Source organism: Achromobacter sp. Root83 (assembly GCF_001428845.1).
Classification (GTDB): domain Bacteria; phylum Pseudomonadota; class Gammaproteobacteria; order Burkholderiales; family Burkholderiaceae_B; genus Achromobacter.
In genome coordinates, this window is sequence record NZ_LMIU01000003.1 from 131,011 (window position 1) to 152,887 (window position 21,877).

General features: G+C 65.7%; 22 protein-coding genes and 1 pseudogene. 11 read left to right on the top strand and 12 right to left on the bottom strand.

All coding sequences use genetic code 11. From position 1 onward, the window contains the following. Window positions 1-87 precede the first annotated feature (87 nt). Window positions 88-906 (top strand): 2-keto-4-pentenoate hydratase, encoded by an 819-nt coding sequence (locus ASE30_RS06825; protein WP_057283544.1) that lies wholly within the window; start codon window positions 88-90, stop codon window positions 904-906. Between the two features lie 37 nt (window positions 907-943). Here the strand turns inward: ASE30_RS06825 and ASE30_RS06830 are convergent, their stop codons facing one another. Continuing rightward, window positions 944-1,903 (bottom strand): AraC family transcriptional regulator, encoded by a 960-nt coding sequence (locus tag ASE30_RS06830; protein WP_057283545.1) that lies wholly within the window; start codon window positions 1,901-1,903, stop codon window positions 944-946. 321 nt (window positions 1,904-2,224) lie between these two features. Here ASE30_RS06830 and ASE30_RS06835 point away from each other — a divergent pair, with 321 nt between their 5' ends. From ASE30_RS06835 to ASE30_RS06850, 4 genes and pseudogenes are all read left to right on the top strand, one after another. Next, window positions 2,225-3,271, top strand: a complete 1,047-nt coding sequence (locus ASE30_RS06835; protein WP_057283546.1) for an aldo/keto reductase — start codon at window positions 2,225-2,227, stop codon at window positions 3,269-3,271. Between the two features lie 113 nt (window positions 3,272-3,384). Next, complete coding sequence (locus ASE30_RS06840; protein WP_057283547.1) at window positions 3,385-4,614, top strand: SMI1/KNR4 family protein; 1,230 nt, start codon at window positions 3,385-3,387, stop codon at window positions 4,612-4,614. After that, a complete protein-coding gene (locus ASE30_RS06845) occupies window positions 4,611-5,297 on the top strand; it encodes a lysozyme inhibitor LprI family protein (protein WP_057283548.1) in 687 nt (228 codons plus the stop codon). Before ASE30_RS06840 ends, ASE30_RS06845 begins: the two co-directional genes overlap by 4 nt. A 73-nt stretch (window positions 5,298-5,370) precedes the next feature. Continuing rightward, window positions 5,371-6,123: pseudogene (locus ASE30_RS06850) on the top strand (YoaK family protein); the annotation flags it as partial. Between the two features lie 2 nt (window positions 6,124-6,125). Here the strand turns inward: ASE30_RS06850 and ASE30_RS06855 are convergent. From ASE30_RS06855 to ASE30_RS06860, 3 genes are read right to left on the bottom strand one after another with little or no spacing between them, the layout of a single operon-like run. Further along, entirely contained in the window at window positions 6,126-6,890 is a 765-nt protein-coding gene (locus tag ASE30_RS06855; protein WP_057283550.1) for a hypothetical protein, read from the bottom strand. A 22-nt stretch (window positions 6,891-6,912) separates the two neighbouring features. Further along, a complete protein-coding gene (locus ASE30_RS29400; RefSeq protein ID WP_235515195.1) occupies window positions 6,913-7,116 on the bottom strand; it encodes a tetratricopeptide repeat protein in 204 nt (67 codons plus the stop codon). A gap of 9 nt (window positions 7,117-7,125) precedes the next feature. After that, window positions 7,126-7,629: a tetratricopeptide repeat protein gene (locus ASE30_RS06860; RefSeq protein WP_235515196.1), complete on the bottom strand. Its 504-nt coding sequence runs from the start codon at window positions 7,627-7,629 to the stop codon at window positions 7,126-7,128. A gap of 244 nt (window positions 7,630-7,873) precedes the next feature. On the opposite strand from ASE30_RS06860, the gene ASE30_RS06865 reads away from it, so the two are divergent. Beyond that, complete coding sequence (locus tag ASE30_RS06865) at window positions 7,874-8,533, top strand: thiopurine S-methyltransferase (RefSeq protein ID WP_057283551.1); 660 nt, start codon at window positions 7,874-7,876, stop codon at window positions 8,531-8,533. A gap of 50 nt (window positions 8,534-8,583) precedes the next feature. On the opposite strand, the gene ASE30_RS06870 is transcribed toward ASE30_RS06865, so the two are convergent. From ASE30_RS06870 to ASE30_RS06895, 6 genes are all read right to left on the bottom strand, one after another. Then, window positions 8,584-9,351: an SDR family NAD(P)-dependent oxidoreductase gene (locus ASE30_RS06870; protein WP_057283552.1), complete on the bottom strand. Its 768-nt coding sequence runs from the start codon at window positions 9,349-9,351 to the stop codon at window positions 8,584-8,586. Then, complete coding sequence (locus ASE30_RS06875) at window positions 9,348-10,343, bottom strand: NAD(P)H-quinone oxidoreductase (protein WP_057283553.1); 996 nt, start codon at window positions 10,341-10,343, stop codon at window positions 9,348-9,350. The genes ASE30_RS06870 and ASE30_RS06875 overlap by 4 nt, the downstream gene beginning before the upstream one ends. A 19-nt stretch (window positions 10,344-10,362) precedes the next feature. Beyond that, window positions 10,363-11,067 carry an ABC transporter ATP-binding protein gene (locus ASE30_RS06880; protein WP_057283554.1) on the bottom strand — a complete coding sequence of 235 codons (705 nt, stop codon included), beginning with the start codon at window positions 11,065-11,067 and terminating at the stop codon, window positions 10,363-10,365. Beyond that, window positions 11,060-12,841, bottom strand: a complete 1,782-nt coding sequence (locus tag ASE30_RS06885; protein ID WP_057283555.1) for an ATP-binding cassette domain-containing protein — start codon at window positions 12,839-12,841, stop codon at window positions 11,060-11,062. The genes ASE30_RS06880 and ASE30_RS06885 overlap by 8 nt, the downstream gene beginning before the upstream one ends. A gap of 22 nt (window positions 12,842-12,863) precedes the next feature. Then, entirely contained in the window at window positions 12,864-13,730 is an 867-nt protein-coding gene (locus ASE30_RS06890) for a branched-chain amino acid ABC transporter permease (protein WP_057283556.1), read from the bottom strand. A 112-nt stretch (window positions 13,731-13,842) separates the two neighbouring features. Continuing rightward, window positions 13,843-15,042, bottom strand: a complete 1,200-nt coding sequence (locus ASE30_RS06895) for an ABC transporter substrate-binding protein (protein ID WP_057283557.1) — start codon at window positions 15,040-15,042, stop codon at window positions 13,843-13,845. Window positions 15,043-15,371: 329 nt separating this feature from the next. Between ASE30_RS06895 and ASE30_RS06900 the strand changes: the two genes are divergently transcribed. Genes ASE30_RS06900 through ASE30_RS06910 form a run of 3 tightly spaced genes read left to right on the top strand, consistent with a single transcriptional unit; the run spans window position 15,372 to window position 18,038 of the window. Then, window positions 15,372-16,154 (top strand): SDR family oxidoreductase, encoded by a 783-nt coding sequence (locus tag ASE30_RS06900; RefSeq protein ID WP_057283558.1) that lies wholly within the window; start codon window positions 15,372-15,374, stop codon window positions 16,152-16,154. Further along, window positions 16,154-17,110 carry a 3-hydroxyacyl-CoA dehydrogenase gene (locus ASE30_RS06905; RefSeq protein ID WP_057283559.1) on the top strand — a complete coding sequence of 319 codons (957 nt, stop codon included), beginning with the start codon at window positions 16,154-16,156 and terminating at the stop codon, window positions 17,108-17,110. The genes ASE30_RS06900 and ASE30_RS06905 overlap by 1 nt, the downstream gene beginning before the upstream one ends. Further along, window positions 17,103-18,038 (top strand): 3-keto-5-aminohexanoate cleavage protein, encoded by a 936-nt coding sequence (locus tag ASE30_RS06910; RefSeq protein ID WP_057283560.1) that lies wholly within the window; start codon window positions 17,103-17,105, stop codon window positions 18,036-18,038. Before ASE30_RS06905 ends, ASE30_RS06910 begins: the two co-directional genes overlap by 8 nt. A gap of 77 nt (window positions 18,039-18,115) precedes the next feature. Here the strand turns inward: ASE30_RS06910 and ASE30_RS06915 are convergent, their stop codons facing one another. Both ASE30_RS06915 and ASE30_RS06920 read right to left on the bottom strand, forming a co-directional pair. Beyond that, window positions 18,116-19,186, bottom strand: a complete 1,071-nt coding sequence (locus ASE30_RS06915; protein ID WP_057283561.1) for a glycerol dehydrogenase — start codon at window positions 19,184-19,186, stop codon at window positions 18,116-18,118. Window positions 19,187-19,195: 9 nt separating this feature from the next. Beyond that, complete coding sequence (locus tag ASE30_RS06920; protein ID WP_057283562.1) at window positions 19,196-19,900, bottom strand: GntR family transcriptional regulator; 705 nt, start codon at window positions 19,898-19,900, stop codon at window positions 19,196-19,198. A gap of 123 nt (window positions 19,901-20,023) precedes the next feature. Here ASE30_RS06920 and ASE30_RS06925 point away from each other — a divergent pair, with 123 nt between their 5' ends. Beyond that, window positions 20,024-20,881 (top strand): transketolase, encoded by an 858-nt coding sequence (locus tag ASE30_RS06925; protein WP_057283563.1) that lies wholly within the window; start codon window positions 20,024-20,026, stop codon window positions 20,879-20,881. Continuing rightward, a complete protein-coding gene (locus ASE30_RS06930; RefSeq protein WP_057283564.1) occupies window positions 20,882-21,868 on the top strand; it encodes a transketolase family protein in 987 nt (328 codons plus the stop codon). The last annotated feature ends 9 nt before the right edge of the window (window positions 21,869-21,877 follow it).

The following is a 21,877-nucleotide window of genomic DNA, read 5'->3' on the forward strand; positions in this document are numbered from 1 at the left end:
AGGAGGATATAACGCGCGCGGGCCCGGGCACGCGCTTTTTCCTCTACAGTCGTGCGCATCGAGTCCACGCGTTACGGAGACGCAGACATGTCCGCATTCGACCCGGAATCCCTCGCCCGCCAGGTGCTGGCCGCCCAGGACGGCGTCCACCCGCTCACGCCGTTCACCGCTCGATATCCGGGCTTCAGCCTGGAGGCGGCTTATGACGTGGCCGCGCGCGTCCGCCGGACGCGCGCCGGCGCCGGGGCCGTGCTCGCGGGGCGCAAGATCGGCTTTACCAATGCCGCGATGTGGGCCGCGCTGGGCGTGGATTTTCCGGTATGGGGCTCCATGTATGCGCACACGGTCGTCCATGTGGCTGAGGGCGAAGCCCGCTGCAGCCTGGGCGGCTACATGGAGCCGCGCATCGAGCCCGAAATCGTGCTGCGATTTCACGCCGTGCCGCCAGCGACCAGCGACCTGGCAAAGATCCTGGCCTGCGTGGACGGCATCGCGCATGGCTTCGAACTGGTGCAATCCCATTTCCCGGCGTGGCAGTTCCAGGCCGCCGATACCGTGGCCGACGGGGCGTTGCACGGCGCGCTGTTCGTGGGTCCGTTCGAGGATCCCGCCCGGCTGGGGCCAGACCTGCAGGACAAGCTGGAGCGCTTCCGCATCGAACTGTCTTGCGACGGCGTCCGCCGCGAGACAGGCGGGGGCGCCAATGTGCTGGGCAGCCCGCTGGCAGCCATGGCGCACTTGCTGGGCGTGCTGGCGGACCGGCCCGCCGACGAAGCGTTTCAAGCGGGGGAACTGGTCACCACGGGCACCCTGACGCGCGCCTACCCCGTGCATGCGGGCCAGACCTGGAGCACCGCGCTGGACGGCATCGGCTTGCCCGGCCTGCGGATCGCGTTCGAAGACTGAACGGCAGCGCGCGTATCGCGTCTTTGCGACAGGCGCGTCAGGCCGCCAACGCGGTTTCGTCTTTCCATCGCTGCTTGTCGCGCAGGGGCGGCGCGCCGAACAGCCGGCTGTACTCGCGGCTGAACTGCGACGAGCTTTCATAGCCGACGGCGTGCGCCGCAAGCGCTACGCCGGCGTCGTCGGTAAGCATGAGCCGGCGCGCTTCCTGCAGGCGCAGATGCTTCTGGTACTGCAGGGGGCTCATGGCCGTGGCCTGCTTGAAATGATGGTGCAACGACGACACGCTCATGTGCACGTCGCGGGCGATCTCTTCCACGCGCAAGGGTTGCGCGTAGTTGTCGCGCAGGATGCGGATGGCCTTGGCCACGCGGTTGAGCTGGCTGTCCTGCAAGACCGTCTGCCGCAGCACGACGCCCTGGCCGTTCATCAGTAGGCGGTACAGGAGTTCGCGCCGGATCATCGGCGCCAGGATGGGAATGTCGCGCGGCGTGTCCAGCAACCGCAACAGGCGCAGCACCACATCCAGCAGCGTGCCTCCCAGCGGATTCACGCACAGTGCGCGCGACGCTTCCGCGGGCAGCAGCGGCGGCAGGTTCTCGTCGCTGATCAGCTCGGTGATCTCTTCCACGTTCAGGTCCAGCCGCAGGCCCAGATAGGGCAGGGTCGGGCTGGCGACCGACACCTTGGCCACCACCGGCAGATCCACCGACGAGATCAGGTAGTGGAAGGGGTCGTACTCGTACGTCTCGTCGCCGATGAACAGGCGCTTCGATCCTTGGGCAATGACGGCCAGCGCGGCTTTCTGCAAGCCCGGCTTCGCGCCGGTAGGCTGCGACAGGCGATGCAGGAACAGGCCTTCGATGGGCGTGTCCAGCGAACCCTCGAGGGTTCCGGTCATCCGTTCCAGCGTGCACAGCAGTTCTTGCCGCGCGGGCTCGTACGCGGTGTCCGGAACGGCGCTCGTGTCATTGCCGGAATGGGCACGTGTCAGGGGCATCGGGGTTCCCGGTGGCGCGCCGCCTCGCGGGCGGGTAGCCGTGGGGGCAGCGGAGGATTAGGTGGTTGCCAGTGTATCCCTGGAAGCAGCCGTCTTGCAGGGCGAAACCCAGGTGTGGAGGAATGGGCAGAAAATCCGGAGGATTGAGCTCGCGCCCGCGGATTGGCGCCCGCGCCAGAGAATCAGGCAAAAAAAGGGCAGGATCGAGCAGCGCGCGCGCCGGGCCCCGGACGCATACTGTGTCCACGCCGGCGGGCTGCCGCAGCGGCGTCCCACTCCGGGGACCCAGCGCGCCCGCCAAGCCCTTGAAGGAGTGCAATCATGCGATACAAGAAATTCGGAAGCACCGGTCTGTTCGTCTCGGAGCTGTGCCTGGGCACCATGACCTTCGGCGGCGAAGGCGAACTCTGGAGCAAGATCGGCAATCTCCAGCAGGAAGACGCCAACCGGCTGGTCGGAAGGGCCCTGGACGCCGGGGTCAATTTCATCGACACGGCGGACGTGTATTCCGAAGGCCGTTCGGAAGTCATCACGGGCCAGGCGCTGCGCGACCTGAAGATCGCACGGGACGAGGTGGTCGTCGCGACCAAGGTATTCGGCCAGACCGGCCCCGGCGCGAACGCCCGGGGCAACTCGCGCTTTCACATCATCGACAGCGTCAAGAAGAGCCTGTCGCGCTTGCAGCTCGATCATATCGACCTCTATCAGATCCACGGCTTCGACCCGGCGACACCCGTGGAGGAAACGGTGCGGGCGCTGGATAACCTGGTGCAGCATGGCCACGTGCGCTATGTGGGCGTGTCCAACTGGGCGGCCTGGCAGATCATGAAGGCGCTTGGCATCGCTGAACGGCTGGGGCTGGCGCGCTTCGAGTCGCTGCAGGCGTACTACACGATCGCGGGCCGGGACCTGGAGCGGGAACTGGTGCCCATGCTGCAAAGCGAGGGCGTCGGGCTGATGGTCTGGAGCCCCCTGGCAGGCGGCCTGCTCAGCGGCAAGTACGGCCGCGACGGCCAGGCCGAGGCCGGCAGCCGCCGCGCCGCGTTCGACTTCCCGCCGGTGGACCGGGACCGCGCCTACGACAGCATCGACGCCTTGAGGCTGGTGGCGGACGCGCGCGGCGTGTCGGTGGCGCAGGTGGCGCTGGCCTGGCTGCTGCACCAGCGGGTGGTGACCAGCGTCATCATCGGCGCGAAGCGCGTGGACCAGCTTGACGACAACCTGGCCGCTACAAGCATCAAGCTGACGCAGGACGAGCTGGCGGCGCTCGACCAGGTCAGCGCGCTCCCGCCGGAATATCCGGGCTGGATGCATGAGCGCCAGGGCGAGTACCGGCGCCAGCAACTGAGCGGGTCCGGGGCGGTCTAGCCCTGCCGCGATCCTCGGCGGCGGGCATCGGCCATCTTAGTCGGCCATCTTATCGCGGTGGTCCGGCCCGCCCGCTAGTAGAATCGCAGCAGCCCCAACCTTGAAGATTCCACATGAGCCTAGGCTTTACCCCCGGCGAACTGGGCGCCCTGCGTGAGCATGGCATTGCCCTGTTCGCGGACCGCGTGCTGATCAGCGTGCAGCCCCCCTTGTCCGATGCCCGCATCGCCGAGATCGAAGCGGCTTGCGAGGGCCCTTTGCCGCAAGCCTTGCTCGACCTGTGGCGCCTGACCGCGGGCGGCGAGCTGGCGTATGACCTGCGCGCGCGGATGGACGGCAACGAAGAAGCCCTGAGCTGGACCGAGCTCTTCTACGACGGCAGCGATCAATATCGCGACCTGCAAGGCTGGATCGAACACGAGCAGGAGTGCGCGCAAGAGGCGGCCGCCGAAGACGGCGGCGTCTGGAACGGCAAGCTGCGCTACCTGCCGATAGGCGGCTTCGAATACTGCGACCGCATCTATGTGGCGATGGAACCAGGCCCGCGCGCCGGCAGCGTCGTCGCGTGGAAGCAAGGCCTGCCGGGCTGGACGCACGCCTTGCAGCAGGACGGCATCGCGACCATCGCGCCGGACCTCTACAGCGCATTCGCGGCGCTCTCCCTGGAGACCGACCCCAACGAAGACGAGGACAGCCCGGGCGTGCGCGTGCTGGAGTATCTGGACGAACGCGTGTCGGATCACGGCATGCCACAAGCCCTGGCGGACAGGCTAGCCGCGTTCTATCGGCGCGCCCTGGTGGATTGGCGCGGCCCGCTGGAGGCCGGGACGCTGGCCGATTCGCCCCGCCTGGCTGGCCTGGCGCTGCAACATGCGCTGGCCAAGGACGATGCCGCGCTGGTCCGCCTGCTGGCGGCGCAGGGCGTGCGCTTTGACGTTGCGCTGCGCGGCAGCGCCCAGCCCGTGGAGATCGCTCTGATGCAGCACGCCTATGCCGCGGCCGAGGCTCTGCTGGACGCCGGCGCGCCGGTCAGCGCCACGGCGATCCACCGGTTCGACCGCAAGCCCTCGCCGGAACTGGTTCAGCGGCTGCTGGAACGGGGCGCGGTCGGCGATGCGCTGGGCGTGGCGCGCTGCGCCGCCTGCGGTTCGCCGGAAGCCGCGCGCCTGGTGGCCCAAGCATGCGGCGACGGTATCGCCGAGGCGTACGCGGAAGTTCGGGATTCGATGGCCGGCAGTTACCAGGAAGACCTGCGGCGCGTGCGCGCGGGCAAGCTGAGCCACTACCTTGGCGCGGACGGCCTGGCTGAAAGAGTTTTCAACCTGCGGGAGTTTTCACTGTGAGACCTATTACCTTCGCGTCGGCGCTGCTGTTTGCGTTGTGCGGTTCGGCGGCCCTGGCGGCCGGCAAGCCCTCGTTCGACTGCGCCCGGGCCCGGACGAATGTCGAAAAGGCGATCTGCGCGGACGGCGCGTTGGCCGCACAGGACGCCAGCATCGCCAAGAATTTCGGCAAGGCACGAAAGGCGTTCGATGCGGCGACGGCCAAGGCGCTGACGCAGGACCAGCGCTATTTCGTGCAGGTGAGGGATGACGCCTATGCCGCCGCCTCCGATGGCGGGACGCCGGGCAAGGAACTGGCCGACCGCCTGAAGTACCGGGATGCCTTCCTGGCGTCCCTGGCGCTCAAGCCGCGGCAGGGCTTCGAAGGGGTCTGGGAAAACCTGGCTGGCGGGTTCTCGGTCAAGAAGCAGGCCGACGGCAGCCTGGTGTTCGACGGGTCCGCCGCGCACCCGCAGAACGGACGTTGGGTGTGCGATGTCCAGGGCATCGGCACCGTCAAGGGCGATACGCTGGTGGTCCAGACCTCGGACGCCGAAGGCTGGATCCTGACGCTGGTCCGCAAGGGGGCAGGCGTGGAACTGTCCGAAAGCCCGCCGTCCGGGGCCGCGAACAGCGCCGGACGGCCGTATTGCGGGCTCAACGGGGGCTTGGTCGGTGCGTACTTTCCCGTTGCCAAGCCTTGATCGACCCGGGTAGGCCGCGGCTAGAATGGCACTTGCATCGCAATGAGTACGGTCTTGTTTTGAAAGGACAAGCGTGGCCATTCCGTATCTGCGCAGGCTGACCGCCGTCAGCCGCAGCCCGCAAGCCAACCGGCATCTTGCCTACCTTCTGACCTTCACCGCCGGCGCGGTCAACGCCGGCGGCTTCCTGGCTGTCCAGCAGTACACCTCGCACATGTCGGGCATCGTGTCGATGATGGCCGACCACATGGCGCTGGGCGGGGTGGTGGTGGTGCTGCAGGGCCTGGCCGCGCTGCTGTCCTTCATGGCGGGCGCGGCCAGTTCGGCCTTCCTGATCAATTTCGGGCGCCGGTCCCGGCTGGCCAGCGAGTACGCCTTGCCGCTCCTGCTGGAGGCGGTGCTCCTGCTGGGCTTTGGCCTTCTGGGCGCCAACCTGGAAACGCTGCGCTGGTTCTACGTGCCCGGCACCGTCATGCTGCTGTGCTACATCATGGGCCTGCAGAACGCGATGATCACCAAGGTTTCCCGGTCCGAGATCCGCACGACCCACGTGACGGGCATGGTGACCGATATCGGCATCGAATTCGGCAAACTTTTCTACTGGAACCTGGCCAAGGGCGAAGCCCAGGCCATGCCGCCCGTGCTGGCCGACCGCGGCAAGCTGATCGTGCTGAGCGTGATGGTCAGCTTGTTCTTCGTGGGCGGCGTGACGGGCGCCTACTCGTTCTTCAACTTCGGTTTTGGATCGACCTGGCCGCTTGCGCTGCTGCTGATGCTGCTTGCCGCGGTGCCGATCGCGGACGATATTCGCAGCTTCATGCAACGCGCCTAGCTCGCCGGCCGTTTGAGCTTGGCGGCCGTGGAGCGGCCCAGGAAAACCTGCAGCGCCGCCAGCGTTTCGTAGTGCAGCCGCTCCAGGCGGGCGTCCTTAGCGGGATCGGTGATGGCGTAGCCCTTGGCATCCAGCGGGTAGGATTCCCCAAGCAGCCGCGCCATGTCGATCTGGTAATAGCTGGCGTTGCCGTAGGGGCGCTTTCCGTCGATGTACGGCATGGGCCAGAAGCGTTCGCCTTCACGTAGAACGGCCTGCAGCGCATGTTCATCCACTTCGCGCCAGATGGCTGCGCGCAACAGGATCAGGTGTTCCTTGCGCAGGTTGAACATGCCCTGCGCATCCACGCCGCTTTCCGGAAAGTCGAACGCCTCTTTCATTTCCGGCGGCACGGCATAGCGACCGGGCGGCAACCTGCCGAGGGTCTGCACATAGCGCGGGATCAGGCGGCATACTTCGGCCAGCCGCCGGACGGCCAGCGTGTCGTCGGCGGTCTTCAAGGCGCCGCGCACGACGGCCAGGGTATCGGCTCCGCCCAGCAGCGGCTGCTCGAAGTCGACGGCGGGCGCGCCGGACTCGACCGGCATCCACTGCACGCGCAACAGGCGCACCAGGGCCGCGTGTTGCGCGCCGTACGGCAGGCCATCTTGCGGGGCCGCGAACACCCGGCGGATGATGGCGTCGCGGCCAGGCGCCGCCAGGGCGCGCCATGGCAAGGCGACAAGGCTGCCAAGGGTCAATAACAGGGTTCGGCGTATCAAGGGGGCTCCGGGCGCACAGGCCTTATCGCGGCATGCTTGCCAACTGGGTTTCGGTGTAGGCGTATCCGGGCTGCACGCGGAGGGCGGCCTCGTAGGATAGGCGGGCGTCGTCCAATCGTCCGAGCCGGCGTTGCAGATTGCCCAGATTCGTCAGGATGAGCGCGCTGGCCGGCTTGGCGCGCACCGCCTTTGCATAAGCGTCCAGCGCTTCGGCTTCGCGGTCCATCGCGTCCAGCTAGGAAGCCTGCAGGTTGTAGCCGATGCTCCAGTCGGGAAATCTGGCCGTCAGCGCTCGCGTGGTCGCCAGCGCGTTGGGCATGTCGGACCGCTCGGCCTGGGCGCCCGCCTTGTTGATGTACGCCCATTTGTTGCCGGGATCCAGCGCGATGGACTGGCCGAACAGATCGAGCGCGGCGGCCATATTGCCCTGCTGGCCTTGAAGCTTGCCCAGGAACAGCTTGACGTCGGCATTGCCGGGTTCCTGTCTTGCCATGTTTTCGGCCAGGCGCCGCGCTTCGTCGCGGTTACCGGCGCGCAGTGCCGCCGACACTTGCGAGTTCAGCGCCTGCATGGCGGGAGGCCATTTCTGGATACGCGTGCGCAGTGCGTCGCTTTCCGCCTGCAGCGCCGCCTGATAGGCGTGGTCCAGTTGCGCGGCGTCCTGCGCGTGCGCCGCCGGACCTGCCAGGGCGGCCGCCAGCAGCAAGAAAGACAGGCGGGTTCGAAGTGTTGCGAGCATGTTGGCGGGCCAGGGCATTGCGGGCCTCTACGATACCGGAACCTTCGTGGATAACAGGGCCCGGCGCGGCGCCCGGGCGTCATCCGCGGGCGGGCACTACAATGCCCCGAACCGGCTTTGAGCGCGATCAAGCATCGTGGGAGCCGCCCCGGCTACGCTGGGGGCGCGAAGGCGGCGGCCCCGGTATGGGTGCGAATCGCCGCGATGAAGATGCGACACGATTCATAGGAGGAGCAGACAAGACATGGACGCGGAATTCTGGTTGGAACGGTGGCGCGACGGGCGCACGCATTTTCATCAAACGCGGGTGACGCCGCTCTTGCAGAAGTATTGGCCGACGCTGGCCGTGCCGGCGGGCGGCAAGGTGCTGGTGCCGCTGTGCGGCAAGTCGCTGGACATGGTCTGGCTGGCGGCGCAGGGCCATCCGGTGCTGGGCGCCGAGCTGTCGCAGCTGGCGGTGGAGCAGTTTTTCGCCGAGAACGAGCTGCGGCCCGTCACGCACGAATCCCCTTATGGCAAGCACTACGTGGCGGGCAACATCGAGATCGTCTGCGGCGACATCTTCAAGCTGGATGCGCAGGTGCTGTCGCATTGCGTCGGCGTGTACGACCGCGCGGCACTGGTGGCGCTGCCCGACGGCATGCGCGCCGACTACGTGCGCCACGTCTTTGGGCAGTTGTCACCGGCTTACCGGGGCCTGCTCATCACCCTGGACTATCCCCAGGAAGAGATGGCCGGGCCGCCGTTTTCGGTGGTGGATGCCGAGGTGCAGGCGATCTTCACCGGCGTATCGCCCGCGACGATCATCGACCGGCGGGACATCCTGGATAAAGAGCCCAAGTTCCAGGGCGCGGGCGTGAGCCGGCTGGACACGGTGGTCTACCGCCTGGGCGTCCAACGCTGACTTCGGTTCCCGCGAAATAAAGGCCCGTTCGGATTCGGACGGGCCTTTTGCTATGTCATCAACCAGCCGCCGGCCACATCCAGCACCTGCCCGGTCACGAAGCGCGCCTGATCCGAGGCCAGGAACAGGCAGGCGTCCGCCACTTCCTCGGGCGTGCCCAGCCGCCGCATCGCGGTCACGGCGGCGACGGCGTCATTGATTTCCTGGGGCACGCTCTTGAGCAACGGCGTGCTGATCCGCCCCGGGGCCAGGCCGTTCACGGTGACCTGGTGTTCGCCCAGTTCGGCGGCCCAGTGGCGGGTAAGGCCGATCAGCCCGGCCTTGGTTGCCGCATAGTGCGCCGCCACGATGTCGCAATACGCCTTGCCCGCCACCGACGACATGTTGATCACGCGCCCCTGGCGTGCCTGCACCATGTGCGGCGTGGCCAGATGCGTCATGTAGAACACGCTGTTCAGATTCACCGAGACCACGTTGTTCCACTCGGCGGGAGACATTTCCCAGACCTTCAGCGCGCGGCCATTCGTCTTGGGCGAGATGCCGACGTTGTTGACCAGGATGGTCGCGGCGCCCAGTTCGGCCGTGATGCGGTCGTAGGCAGCCTGGCATTGGTCAAAATGCGAGACGTCCGCGTGGACGAAGCAGACATCGTGGCCGCGTTTCCTGAGCTCTTTCTCATAGGCCTGGCCGGCTTGCGAGTTGAAGTCGATGAGGCCGACGCGTCCGCCTTCAGCCAGGAACCCTTCGACGATCGCCGAGCCGATGCCGCCGACCGCGCCCGTGACGATGGCGACCTGATCCTGGAAGCGCGGGCTCATTGCCGCACCTTCAACATGATCTTGCCAATGTGCTTGCTGCTCTCCATCAGCGCGTGCGCGCGCGCCGCTTCGGCCAGCGGGAACACCTCGTGTATCAGCGGCAGGCACTGGCCTTTTTCCACCAGCGGCACGACCTTGGCGGCCAGCGCCTGGGCGATGGCGCCCTTGTCGTCGTCCGAACGGGGGCGCAGCGTGGATCCCGTGAACTGCAGGCGCTTGATCATGATGGGCAGGGCGTCGATCTCTGCCTTGCTGCCTTCCAGGAAGGCGATCTGCACCAGCCGCCCATTGAGCGCCAGCAGCCGCAGGTTCTTGTTGATGTAGGCGCCGCCCACCATGTCCAGGATCACGTCGATCCCGGCGCCGCCGGTGGCGTCGCGCACCTCGGATTCAAAATCCTTGTCGCGGTACAGCACGGCGTGGTGCGCGCCGGCCTTCAGGCAGGCGTCCGCCTTCTGCTGGTTGCCGACGGTGGTCCAGACCTCGGCGCCGAAGGCGCGCGCGAGCTGGATGGCGGTCAGGCCGATGCCGCTGGAGCCGCCGTGGACCAGGAATTTCTCGCCGGCGGACAGACGCGCGCGGTCGAATACGTTGGTCCAGACGGTGAAGTAGTTCTCGGGTATGGCGGCGGCGGACAGCAGGTCCAGGCCGCGCGGCACCGGCAGGCAGTGGCGTTCGTCGGCCAGGCAGTACTGAGCGTAACCGCCGCCCGGCGTCAGCGCGCAGACCTGGTCGCCGGCCTTCCAGGCACGGACCTCGGGGCCGACGGCCACGACGGTGCCCGACACTTCCAGGCCCAGGTAGGGCGAGGCGCCGAGTGGCGGCGGGTAAGAGCCCGAGCGTTGCAGCACGTCGGGACGGTTGACGCCCGCATAGGCGACCTCGATCAGTACCTGCCGCCCCTCGGGCGGCTCCATGTCGCGTTGCGCGACGCGCATGCAGTCGGGCGCGCCGCCCTTGCCGTGATCGATGAATGTGCAGCGTAAAGACATAAGACGATGGTCCTTGGATTCAATGGCCCAGATAGGCTTTCTTGACATGCGGATCGCTGAGCAGCTCGGGGCCCGTGCCGGTGCGCACGATGGCGCCGTTCTCCAGCACATAGCCACGGTCCGCCAGCCGCAAGGTGCGGAATACGTTCTGCTCCACCAGCAGCACCGTCACGCCGTGCGAGGTGACGTCGCGGATGATGTCGAACATCTGCTGCACCAGCAGCGGGGACAGGCCCAGCGACGGCTCGTCGAACACCAGCAGCTTGGGGTCGGCCATCATGCCGCGCGCGATGGCCACCATCTGTTGTTCGCCGCCGGATAACGAGCCGGCGTATTGGCCCAGGCGTTCCTTCACACGCGGGAAGATGCGCAGGACTTCGTCCAGCTTGCGCTGCACGATGGGCCGCGCCGCGCGCTTGTAGGATCCCATCAGCAGGTTGTCGCGCACGGTGAAGTGCGGGAAGAGCTGGCGGCCTTCGGGGATCATGGTGATCCCCGCGTCCACGATGTCGTAGGGGTGGCGGTTGGTCAGGTCCTGGCCCTCGAACTCCACCTTGCCCTGCGTGGCGCCGATCACGCCGCACAGGGTCTTGAGCGTGGTGGTCTTGCCCGCGCCGTTGGCGCCGATCAGGGTCACGATCTCGCCCGCGTTGACCTCGAAGTTCAGGCCATTGAGCACCTGGCTCTTGCCATAGCCCGACGACAGATTCGAAACCTTAAGCATCCTGGTACTCCTTGCCCAAATAGGCTTCGATGACGGCGGGGTTCTCCACCACGTCCTTCGGCGCCCCGCTGACCAGCACGCCGCCCTCGTTCAGGACGATGATGCGGTCGGACAACGCCATCGTCGCCTGCATCATGTGCTCGATCAGCAGCACCGACACACCCGAATCGCGGATGCGCCGGATCATCTGGATGGACTTCTCGATGTCGGTGGGGTTGAGCCCCGCCATCACCTCGTCCAGCAACAGGATGCGCGGCCTGATCGCCAGCGCGCGGGCTATCTCCAGACGCTTCATCCCGCCCACGGTGAGGCTGCGGGCCTCGATGTTCAGGTGCTTGACCAGGTCGGTCTGCTCGGCCACCTTCAGCGCGATCTGTTCGGCCTCGTCGCGGTTCGATGTACGGATGAACGCGCCCAGCATGATGTTCTCTAGCACCGTCAGCCCCGTGAACGGCTTGGCGATCTGGAACGTGCGGCCCAGCCCCTTGTGCGCAAACGCGTCGGGGGTCTTGCAGGTCACCCAGTTGCCGTCGGCGTCCAGCATCGAGATATCGCCCTTGTCCGGCGACAGGAAGCCCGACAGCAGGTTGAAGACCGTGGTCTTGCCGGCGCCGTTGGGACCGATCATGCCCAGGATCTCGTTCTGGTTCAGCGTCAGCGACACGTCGTTGGTGGCGCGCAGCCCGCCGAAGCTCTTGAACAGCTTGTCCGCCTTCAGTACGGGCTGGTCGGTGCGCGTGGCGCCGCGCAGGCGCATCTCGTCGGCCAGCTTCAGCTTCGGGCGGGGCTTGCCCAGGTAAGGCAGGCGGGCAAGCAGGCGCTCGACGAACGGGCCGAATGCGCCGGCCAGGCCGCGCGGAATCGTCAGCACCACCGCCACCAGGATCAGGCCGTAGATCAGCCCGTGCATGCCGTTGCCCACGCTGCTCAGCCAGCCGCGCGCCAGCTCGGCGATGGGCAGCACCAGGAACGTGCCCGCGATCGGGCCGGACACGGTGCCCAGGCCGCCAATGAGGGCGAACATGGCCACCTGGATGGACAGTTCCAGCGAGAACGCCGAGCTGGGATCGACGAAGGTCAGGTAGGTGATGTGGAAGGTGCCGATGATGCTGGTCAGCATGGCGGACACCACCGACGCGATGATCTTCACGCGCACGGTGTGGATGCCGACGGCAAGCGCCGCATCCTCGCGTTCGCGGATGGCGATCAGGTAGTGCCCGATGCGCGACTTGCGGATGAACCACGACACCCAGGTCACGAACAGGAACAATCCGAACGCGATGATGACGTAGTTGACCTTCTCGCGGAACACGATCCAAGCCCAGCCGATATTCAGCGGAAGGCTGATGCCGCTGGAGCCGCCCGTCCAGCTTTCCTCGTGGATGACGAGCAGGCGCACCACTTCCAGGATGGCGATGGTGGCCAGCGCGAAGAAGGGGCCGCGCAGGCGCAGCGTGGGATAGCTGATCAGGATGGCCACCGCCGCCGAAATGGCCGCGCCCGCGAACATGCCGAACCACGGCGAGATGCCGAAGTTCTGCGTGAGCAGGGTGGCGGTGTAGCCGCCGATGCCATAGAACACCGCGTGGCCCAGCGACAGCTGGCCTGCATAGCCGCCCACGATGTTCCAGGCGACCGACAGGGCGGAGAAAACGAACAGCAGGACGAACAGGTTGGTCCAGAAGGGAGTGCCCATGACGACGGGCACGAGGAACATGACGATCAGCAAGATGACGCTGACGTAGGTTTTGGGATGTCGAAAGTCGGGAAACACGTCTCGCTCCTTGGTGTTCTGGTCACTCTGTACCGACGCCGAACAGGCCGTTCGGTTTCAGGACAAGGATCAAGAGGAAGATCCCGAAATACACGACCTCTTTCAGGTCGGGAGCGATGTAGAAGCCGGCCAGGGTATCGACGATGCCGATGATCATGGATCCGGCGACCGCCCCGTAAAGGCTTCCCAGCCCGCCCAGCACGACGATGACGAAGGCGGTCAGCACGAAATACGTGCCGACCGTGGGAAACACCGGATACTGCGGCGCCAGCAGGCCGGCGGCGATGCCCACGAAGGCCGTCCCCAGGCCGAAGGCGATGGCGTATACGTTATTGACGTTCACGCCCATCAAGGTGGCCGCGTAGCGGTGTTGGGCCACGGCCCTCAACGCGCGGCCCAGGTAGGTGCGGTGCATGAACAGGTGCAGCAGCACGGCCAGGCTCAGGCCGATCACAAAGGTGACAAGCTGGCCGGTCACCATCGAGAACGGACCGATGCTGATGGCGTTCGTGCCCAGCTCAACCGGCGCGCGGTAGACATTGGCGCCGAAGATCACCAGCGCAAGGTTCAACAGAATGGTGGACACGCCCACCGTGGCGAAGATCTGGATGTGCTGGTCGGCATTGAGCAGCGGCTGGATGATGCCCTTCTGCGTCAGCGCGCCCAGCGCGAACAGGATGACGGCGACCGGGATCAGGCCCGCGTACGGATGCACGCCGAACTGCGCCGCGATCAGATAGACCATGTACATGCCTATCATCAGGAATTCGCCATGCGCGAAGTTCACGACGCGGACGACGCCGAAAATCAGCGTCAGCCCCAGGCTGATGATGGTGTACGCGCCGCCGAGCAACAGGCCATTGATGACCAGTTGAATGAATAATTCCATGGTGCAACCTCTAAGTGCGGGAAGCGCTCCCGTTCTTGCCATGCAGCGGGCAAGAACGGGGAGCGCCGGTCCCGGATAGGTCAGGCCCTAGCGCCGACCGCAGGCGTGGCGCTTATTTCTTGAAGACGGGCTTGCCGAGTGCGAGGTTGCCGGGCGCGATGGTGACAAGCTTGCCGTCCTGCCACTGCATCACATAGAACGTGGATGCATTGTTCTGTCCGTCTTCACCGAAGTCGAAGGCCCAGCCGTTGGCGGTCTGGCCGGCGGGCTTCTTGTACGCCAGGACCGCGGCGCGGATCTTGTCCTTGTCGGTGGACTTGGCGTTGCCGATGGCTTCAAAGAAGGCCTTGGCGCCGACGTAGTTGGTCAGGCTGTGGCCGGATTGCGGATCGCTCTTGTAGGTGGTCTTGTAGGCATCCAGGAATTTGTCCAGGCCGGGCGCGCCGGCCGGATTGATGGACGCCTGGGGAAAGTCCAGGTCGAACACGCCGTTCATGTCGGCGCCCACGGCCTTGGCGGTGTCCGCCAGCGAATAGCCGCCGCCCGCCCCGATCACGACCTTGGGCTTGAAGGCCGCCGCGCGCGCCTGGCTGAAGAAAAGAATGGCGTCGTTCTGGTAGGCCGTCTGCAGCACCACGTCGACCTTCGCGCCCTTCAGGCGCAGGATCAGGGACGACAGATCCACCGTCTTGGCCGAGTACGGCAGGACTTCGACCACGTTGTAGCCCAATTCCTGCGCGCGTTTCTTTTCGGTCGCCGCCACGTCCGTGCCATAGGGGCCGTCTTCGTGGATGATGCCGATCTTGATTTCCTTGGGGTTCAGGCCCATGCCCGGGGCAATGGTGTCATGCAGCGCGTTCACGACCGACACGCCATACAGCGCGGTGTTGGGGTTGCTGCGGAACAGGTACTTGTAGCCGCGGGTGGTGATCTTGTGCGCCGTGGCGCCCAGTTCGAAGTACGGCACCCCGGCCAGTTCGGTGACGGGCGAGGCCGCATACGAGATGCCGGACGCATAGCTGCCGAACACGCCCACCACATCGGAAGAGATCAGGCGCTTGGTTTCCGACACGGCCTGCGTCGGGTCCACGGCGTCGGCCTTGACGATCTGGATCTTCTCGCCGTTGACTCCCCCCGCGGCGTTGATCTCATTGACGGCCAGTTCCAGGCCGCGATAGCTCTCTTGTCCAAGGAGCGCGAGCGCGCCGCTGAAAGGGAAGAGGGCGCCTACCTTGATGTCCGCTGCCGCGGTGCCGCTTGCCAGCGCGCCGCAAACGCCCAGCGCCAACGCAATTTTGTTGAATGTGAACACTGTCTACGCTCCTTTGTTGGTATGGGATGCGGACTGGTCTGAGTGATATCCGTCTTTTTCTATATATGATATATGAGCCGGCAGGGCGAATGACCCTCGCCTTGGATTCTAGTGTCGGAGCCCGCAAGCCGAATCAGGGAATTCCCTGAAACCGCATGAATAAAGCCCCAGCGGCCAATATTGAGCCTAAATGCGCGCATAATTCCGTCAGGCGAACTGCACCTCCGTGCCACCGAAATCGCCGTTCTACGCGCCAGACAATAGCTGTTTTCATCATATATCGTATATCATGAAATACGCTTTTAAGAATGTTCCTAGGAGACGGAAACATGTTCGAGGAAGTTGATTTCGCCGGCAAAAAGGTGCTGATCACCGCCGGCGCCGACGGGCTGGGCCTGGAAATGGCCAAGGTGTTCCGCCACGCGGGCGCCAAGGTGTTCGTGTGCGACGTGAATGAAGAACGCCTGGCCGCGCTGCCGGCCGAACTGCCCGGCGTGCATGCGGCGCGGGCGGACGTTTCGGACGAAGACAGCGTGGAAGCGCTCTTTGCCGCCGTCGAACAGAAACTGGGCGGCCTGGACATCCTGGTCAACAACGCCGGCGTGGCGGGCCCCACGGGCTACGTGGAAACCCTGTCCAAAGCCGACTGGGACCGCACCCTGGCCGTGAACATCACCGGCCAGTTCCTGTGCGCAAGGAAGGCGATTCCGCTCCTCAAGGAGTCCAGCGCGGGCGTGATGATCAATTTGTCCTCGGCCGCCGGCCATCTGGGATTCGCGGGGCGCTCGGTCTACTCGGCGTCCAAGTGGGCGGTGATCGGCTTTACCAAGTCGCTGGCCATCGAACTCGGGGGCCATGGCATCCGGGTCAATGCCATCCTGCCCGGCGCGGTCGAAGGGCCGCGGATCCGTGCCGTCATCGCGGCCAAGGCCGGCACCCTGGGCCGTCCGGTGCAAGAGATCGCCAGCCAGTATGAAGACCAAGCCGTGCTGGGCCGCATGGTGACCGCGCGCGACATCGCCAACATGGTGCTGTTCAACGCCAGCGAAGCCGCGCGCAGCGTCACCGGCCAGGCGATCGTGGTGGACGGTTTCACGCAGAAGCTCTACTGATGGGCGCCGGCTCCCCGGCGCGCCGCGCCGCCATCATCGGGACCGGCCTGATCGGCCAGGGCTGGGCCATCGTGTTCGCACGCATGGGCTGGGACGTACGGCTCTACGACGTCAACGCCGCCATGCTGGCCGAGGCCCGCTCGCTGATCCTGCAACAGTTGCGCGAACTGGAAGTCCAGAGCCTCCTGGACGACGCCGACGCCATCGTCGAACGCGTCCAGACGGCCGGCAGCCTGCGGGACGCCTTGCAGGGCGCCTGCTACATCCAGGAAAACTCCCCCGAAAAGGTGGAGATCAAGCGCGCGCTGTTCTCGGAACTGGACGCGCTGGCGGAACCGCACGCGGTGATCGCCAGCTCCACTTCCAGCATCCCCGCCAGCCTGTTCACCGAGCATCTGGCAGGCCGGCACCGCTGCCTGGTAGCGCATCCGGTCAATCCGCCTTACCTGATACCGGTCGTGGAACTGTGTCCCGCGCCCTGGACCAGCGCAGAGGCGCTGGACGGCGCGCGCGAGGTGATGACCGCCATCGGCCAGAAACCGGTGCTGGTCCGCAAAGAGATCGAAGGTTTCATCCTGAACCGCCTGCAAGGCGCCTTGCTGCAAGAGGCCTTCCGGCTGGCCAGCGAGGGCATCGCCAGCGCTGAAGACATCGACACGACAGTCAAGGATGGCCTGGGCCTGCGCTGGTCCTTCATGGGGCCGTTCGAAACCATCGATCTGAACGCCCCGGGCGGCATTGCGGACTATTGCGAGCGCTATGGCGGCCTCTATCAATCCATCGGGGCCACGCAGGGCGAATGCGTGGCCTGGCAAGGAGCGCTCGTCGACGCCCTGTCCAACGAGCGGCGCAGCCTGCTGCCACACGAAGATCTTCCCAGGCGCCGCTTCTGGCGCGACGAAAAACTGATGCGCCTGATGCGCCACAAGCAAAGCAACGGAGACAACCATGGCTAAACCCAAACCCAAAGTCGTCATCACCTGCGCCGTGACGGGCGCCATCCACACGCCCAGCATGTCGCAGCACCTGCCGGTCACCGCCGACGAGATCGCGGAAGCCGCCATCGGCGCCGCCAAGGCCGGCGCAGCGGTGCTGCATCTGCACGCGCGCGATCCGCGGACGGGCAAGCCGTCGCAGGATCCGGCGCTGTTCAAGCCCTTCCTGGAGCGCATCAAGCGCGAGACGGACGCCATCATCAACATCACCACCGGCGGCAGCCCCCACATGACGGTGGAAGAGCGCATGCGCCCGGCCACCACCTTCCAGCCGGAACTGGCTTCGCTGAACATGGGCTCCATGAACTTCGGCCTGTTCCCGATGCTGGACCGCTTCAAGGACTTCAAACACGAGTGGGAACGCGAGCACCTGGAGAACAGCCGGTCGCTGGTCTTTCGCAACACCTACCAGGACATCGAATCCATCCTGACGCTCGGCAATGCCAATGGCACGCGCTTCGAGTTCGAATGCTATGACATCAGCCATCTCTACAACCTGGCGCACTTCGTGGACCGCGGCCTGGTGAAGTCCCCGCCGTTCATCCAGTCTGTATTCGGCATCCTGGGCGGCATCGGCCCGCACCCCGAAGACCTGATGCACATGAAGCGCACGGCCGACCGCCTGTTCGGCAACGACTATGAATGGTCGATCCTGGGCGCGGGCCGCAGCCAGATGCAGCTTGCGACCATCGGCGCGGCCATGGGGTCCAATGTGCGGGTGGGGCTGGAGGATTCCCTGTGGATCGGTCCGGGCCAGTTGGCGGAATCCAACCGCGTCCAGGTCGAGCGCATCCGCGGCATCCTCGAAGCGCTGAACCTCGATATCGCCACGCCGGACGAGGCGCGCGCCAAACTGGGCTTGAAGGGCAAGGACAACGTCGCATTCTGACGAAAGGGCGCGCGCCGGCTGCGGCCGGTCAGCGCGGCTTGTCCGGGGCGTCCGGCATGGAGCCGGCCGCCTCGGCGTCAGGCGCGGCGCCGCAGGGCCTCAGCCAGCATGTTCACATCCAGCACACGATCAAAGTTGGCCGCGTGGCGGGCCTTCAGGCTCAGGTCGGCCGCCAGCGTCAGCTCCGCATCGGACGGCGTGCCCGCCGCGCCCAGCTCGCGCAGCGTGGTCGGCAGGCCCACCTGGGCATACCACTGCGTCAGGTCTGCCAGCATGCCATCGGCGCGGTCTTCCAGATCGAGCTGCACCAGCAGGCCCACGGCAACCTGCAATCCGTGCAGCGCCGTGGCTACGCCGTTGATCTTGGGCAGCCCGCGCGTCAGGGCGTGGGCGATGGACAGGCCGCCGCTCTCAAAGCCCAGACCGCTCATGAGGATCATTGCTTCCACCACGCGCTCAAAGGCCGGCGTGGGCTGGCCGGTTCCAGCCACGGCCACGGCATCTGCGCCGTCGGCCAGCAGGGTGCGCAGGCAGCCGTCGGCAATAAACTGGGCGGTCAACAGAGGCGCCGCGTCATACATGTTCATGCCGCCGTTGTTCCGGCATTGCTCGGCTTCGAATTTCTTGGAGATTGCGTCGCCCAGGCCCGCGCGGAAGAAATGCACGGGGGCGGTCGCGATGATGGCGGTGTCCACCAGCACGATCGTGGGGTTGAACAGCATGTGCTCCACCGCCAGGAGGTTGTGATGCGCGTCGTACAGGACGTAATTCTTGCTGGTGGGGGCGTCATTGGACGCCACCGTGGGCACGGTGATCAAGTGGCAGTGCGAGGACTTGGCCACCGCCTTGCCCGCGTCCAGCGACTTGCCGCCGCCAACGGCGATCACCATGTCGGCGCCCACCGCGGACGCCTGCGCGCGCAGGCCCGCGATGACCTCCGGGGTCAGATCGCCCTCGACGATCAAGGGCGCAAGCGCCACGCCGTGCGCGGCACACAAGGCTTCGATTCTTGGACCCAGCACGCCGTGGACGTAGCTGTCGATGACGAGCGCCGCGTGGCGGCCGAACAAGGCCGCGTACTTGCCCAGGGTGTCCAGGGCGTTCGCGCCCTGAATGTAGCGGCCGGGGGCTCCAAAAACCTTCAGCATGGGGTCTTCCTATTTGCGGGCCCCGGGGGGGCGGTAGTCGAGTTCTTTTTCGCGTTCGACCAGCCAGTCGATCATGATCTTGCCGCCCCAGACCAGATCGGCCTGGATGGCCTTGCGGGCGCGTTCGGAGTCGCGCGCTTCAAGGGCTTCGATGACGGCTTCGTGGCGGTGTTCGTCCGTGGAGTAGTCCAACCCCGCCGTCTTGACGTGGAACACTTTGAGGATGGGGCCGGTAATGACCCAGAACGATTCCACCGTGCTGCGCAGGATGGGCTTGTTGCTGGCTTCAAGGATGGCGAAGTGGAACTTGCGGTTCAGGTAGCTGGCGCGCTTGGGGTCGGTGGATGTGCAGGAAATGAAGTCCCGCTGCAGGGCGATCAGATTGTCCAGTTGCTTGCGCGTGATGTTCTGGGCCGCTTCGGCCGCGCCCATCCCTTCCAGATGGAATCGGATCTGCTGGATTTCACGCAGTTTTTCCGAATTGACGTAGGGCACGTAGACAGCCGTGGCCGCCTGCATTTCCAGCCCCTGTTCGCTGATGAGACGGAAGATCGCCTCGCGTACGGGCGTGATGGACACGCCCATTTCCTGGGCCAATTCCCCAATGATCAGGCGCTCGCCGGGTTCGTACTGCCCATTGATCAGGGCATTGCGGATTTCGTTGTAGACCCTGACGGAGAGGTTCTCTTTTTTTATTGGTTTGAGGCTGGGCATGACGTGTCTGGCTTGCTGTATGTGGGTAGCGGTGATTCCAGGATGAATTCTAGCCCGCCGTAGCCAATTCGAACGCAATGGGTATATTATATATCATATATTCTAAACGAGAGAGGAGGCGCGATGCGCAAGGATCAGGACACCCCGACCGGCGAAGAAATCGCGAGGCTGCGGGAAAAGGCCCGCCACATCCGGCTTGAGACCATCCGCCTGATCGAGATCGCCAAGGTCGGGCACTACAGCTCTGTCTTTTCATGCGCGGAAATCTTCGCCGCGCTGTACTACGACGTGATGCGTCTGCGGCCAGGCGAACCGCATTGGCCCGACCGCGACCGATTTCTGATGGGCAAGGGCCACGCGGCGGTGGGGTTGTTCCCGGTGCTGGCCGACCACGGTTTCATCGAACGCGAGCTGCTGGACGGCTATACCCGGCTGGGCAGCCCGCTGGGCGATCACCCCGACATGAGCAAAGTGCCCGGCATCGACTTCAGCTCGGGGTCCATCGGCCACGCGCTGTCCAATGGCGTGGGCATGGCGGTGGGCGGCCGCATGAGCCAGCGTGACTTCAACGTTTTCGTGATGCTGGGCGACGGCGAGATGCAGGAAGGACAGGTCTGGGAGGCGGCGCTCTTCGCTGCGCACAACCGCCTGTCGCGTCTGGTGGCCATCATCGACCGCAACGGCTATCAGTTGGACGGCAAGGTGGACGACGTGATGGGCGTGGAGTCGCTGAAGGAAAAGTGGCTGGCGTTCGGATGGGAAGTCCATGAGGTCGATGGCCACGATCTGGCCGCGCTGACCGGCTTGCTGCGCCGCCTGCGCGCGGACGGCGCGCGCGCCAGGCCGGCGTGCGTGATCGCCAGCACGATCAAGGGCAAGGGCGTGTCCTACATGGAAACCGAACCGGGTTGGCACCTGGGCTATCTGGCGCCGCAAGACGCGCGAAGCGCCGTCGACGAAATCCTCTCCCGCGAGATCTGAATGGCACAGGCACAAGTACGTTCCCCCGATTCCTGGCAGTACCGCGCGCTCAACGCGGTGAACCCCGGGCTGTCCTATCTTTCCGACGCGCTGATCGAGCTGGCCCAGGCCGGGCATCCCGTCGTCGCCGGTTCGGCCGATCTGCAGTATTCCAACGGACTGAACCGCTTTGCGCAGGCTTATCCCGACCGCTATATCCAGTTCGGTATTTCCGAGCAGAACATGGTGTCCGCCGCGGCGGGTCTGGCGACCACGGGCGTGATGCCCTTCGTGGCCACCTTCGCGTCCTTCCTGGGCCTTTTGTGCTGCGAACAGATCCGCATGGATGTGGCCTACACCAAGCTCCCGGTCCGCCTCATCGGGCACCACACCGGCATCAGCCTGGGCTTCTATGGCACTTCGCACCATGCCACCGAAGACATCTCCACCATGCGCGCCCTGGCCGGCCTGACGGTGGTTTCGCCCGCCGACGGCCCACAACTGGCGTCCGCCATCAAGGCGTCGGTGGACTGGCCCGAACCCATCTATTTCCGCATCGGACGTGGCCGCGATCCGCAGGTCTATGAAGACGGCGCGCCGTTCGAGTTCGGCCGCGCCATCGTGCATTCCACCGGCAGCGATCTGAACATCGTCGCCTGCGGCATCACGCTGCATGCCGCATTGGCCGCCGCCGAACAACTGCGCCAGGAAGGCCTGTCCGTGGGCGTGATCGACATGCCCACCATCAAGCCGCTGGACCGCGAAGCCGTGCTGGCCGCCGCCAGCCGCGCCCGCCTGCTGATGACGGTGGAAGAACACAACGTGCTGGGCGGGCTGGGCTCGGCCGTGGCCGAGGTGCTGGCCGATGCCGGCACCGGCACGCGCCTGCGCCGCCACGGCATTTATGATGAATACAGCCTCATCGCGCCGCCCACCACCCTGTATGCCCATTACAAGCTCGATGCCCTGGGCATCGGCGACGTCGCGCGCCAGTTCATCAAGACTTGATCCCGGAGA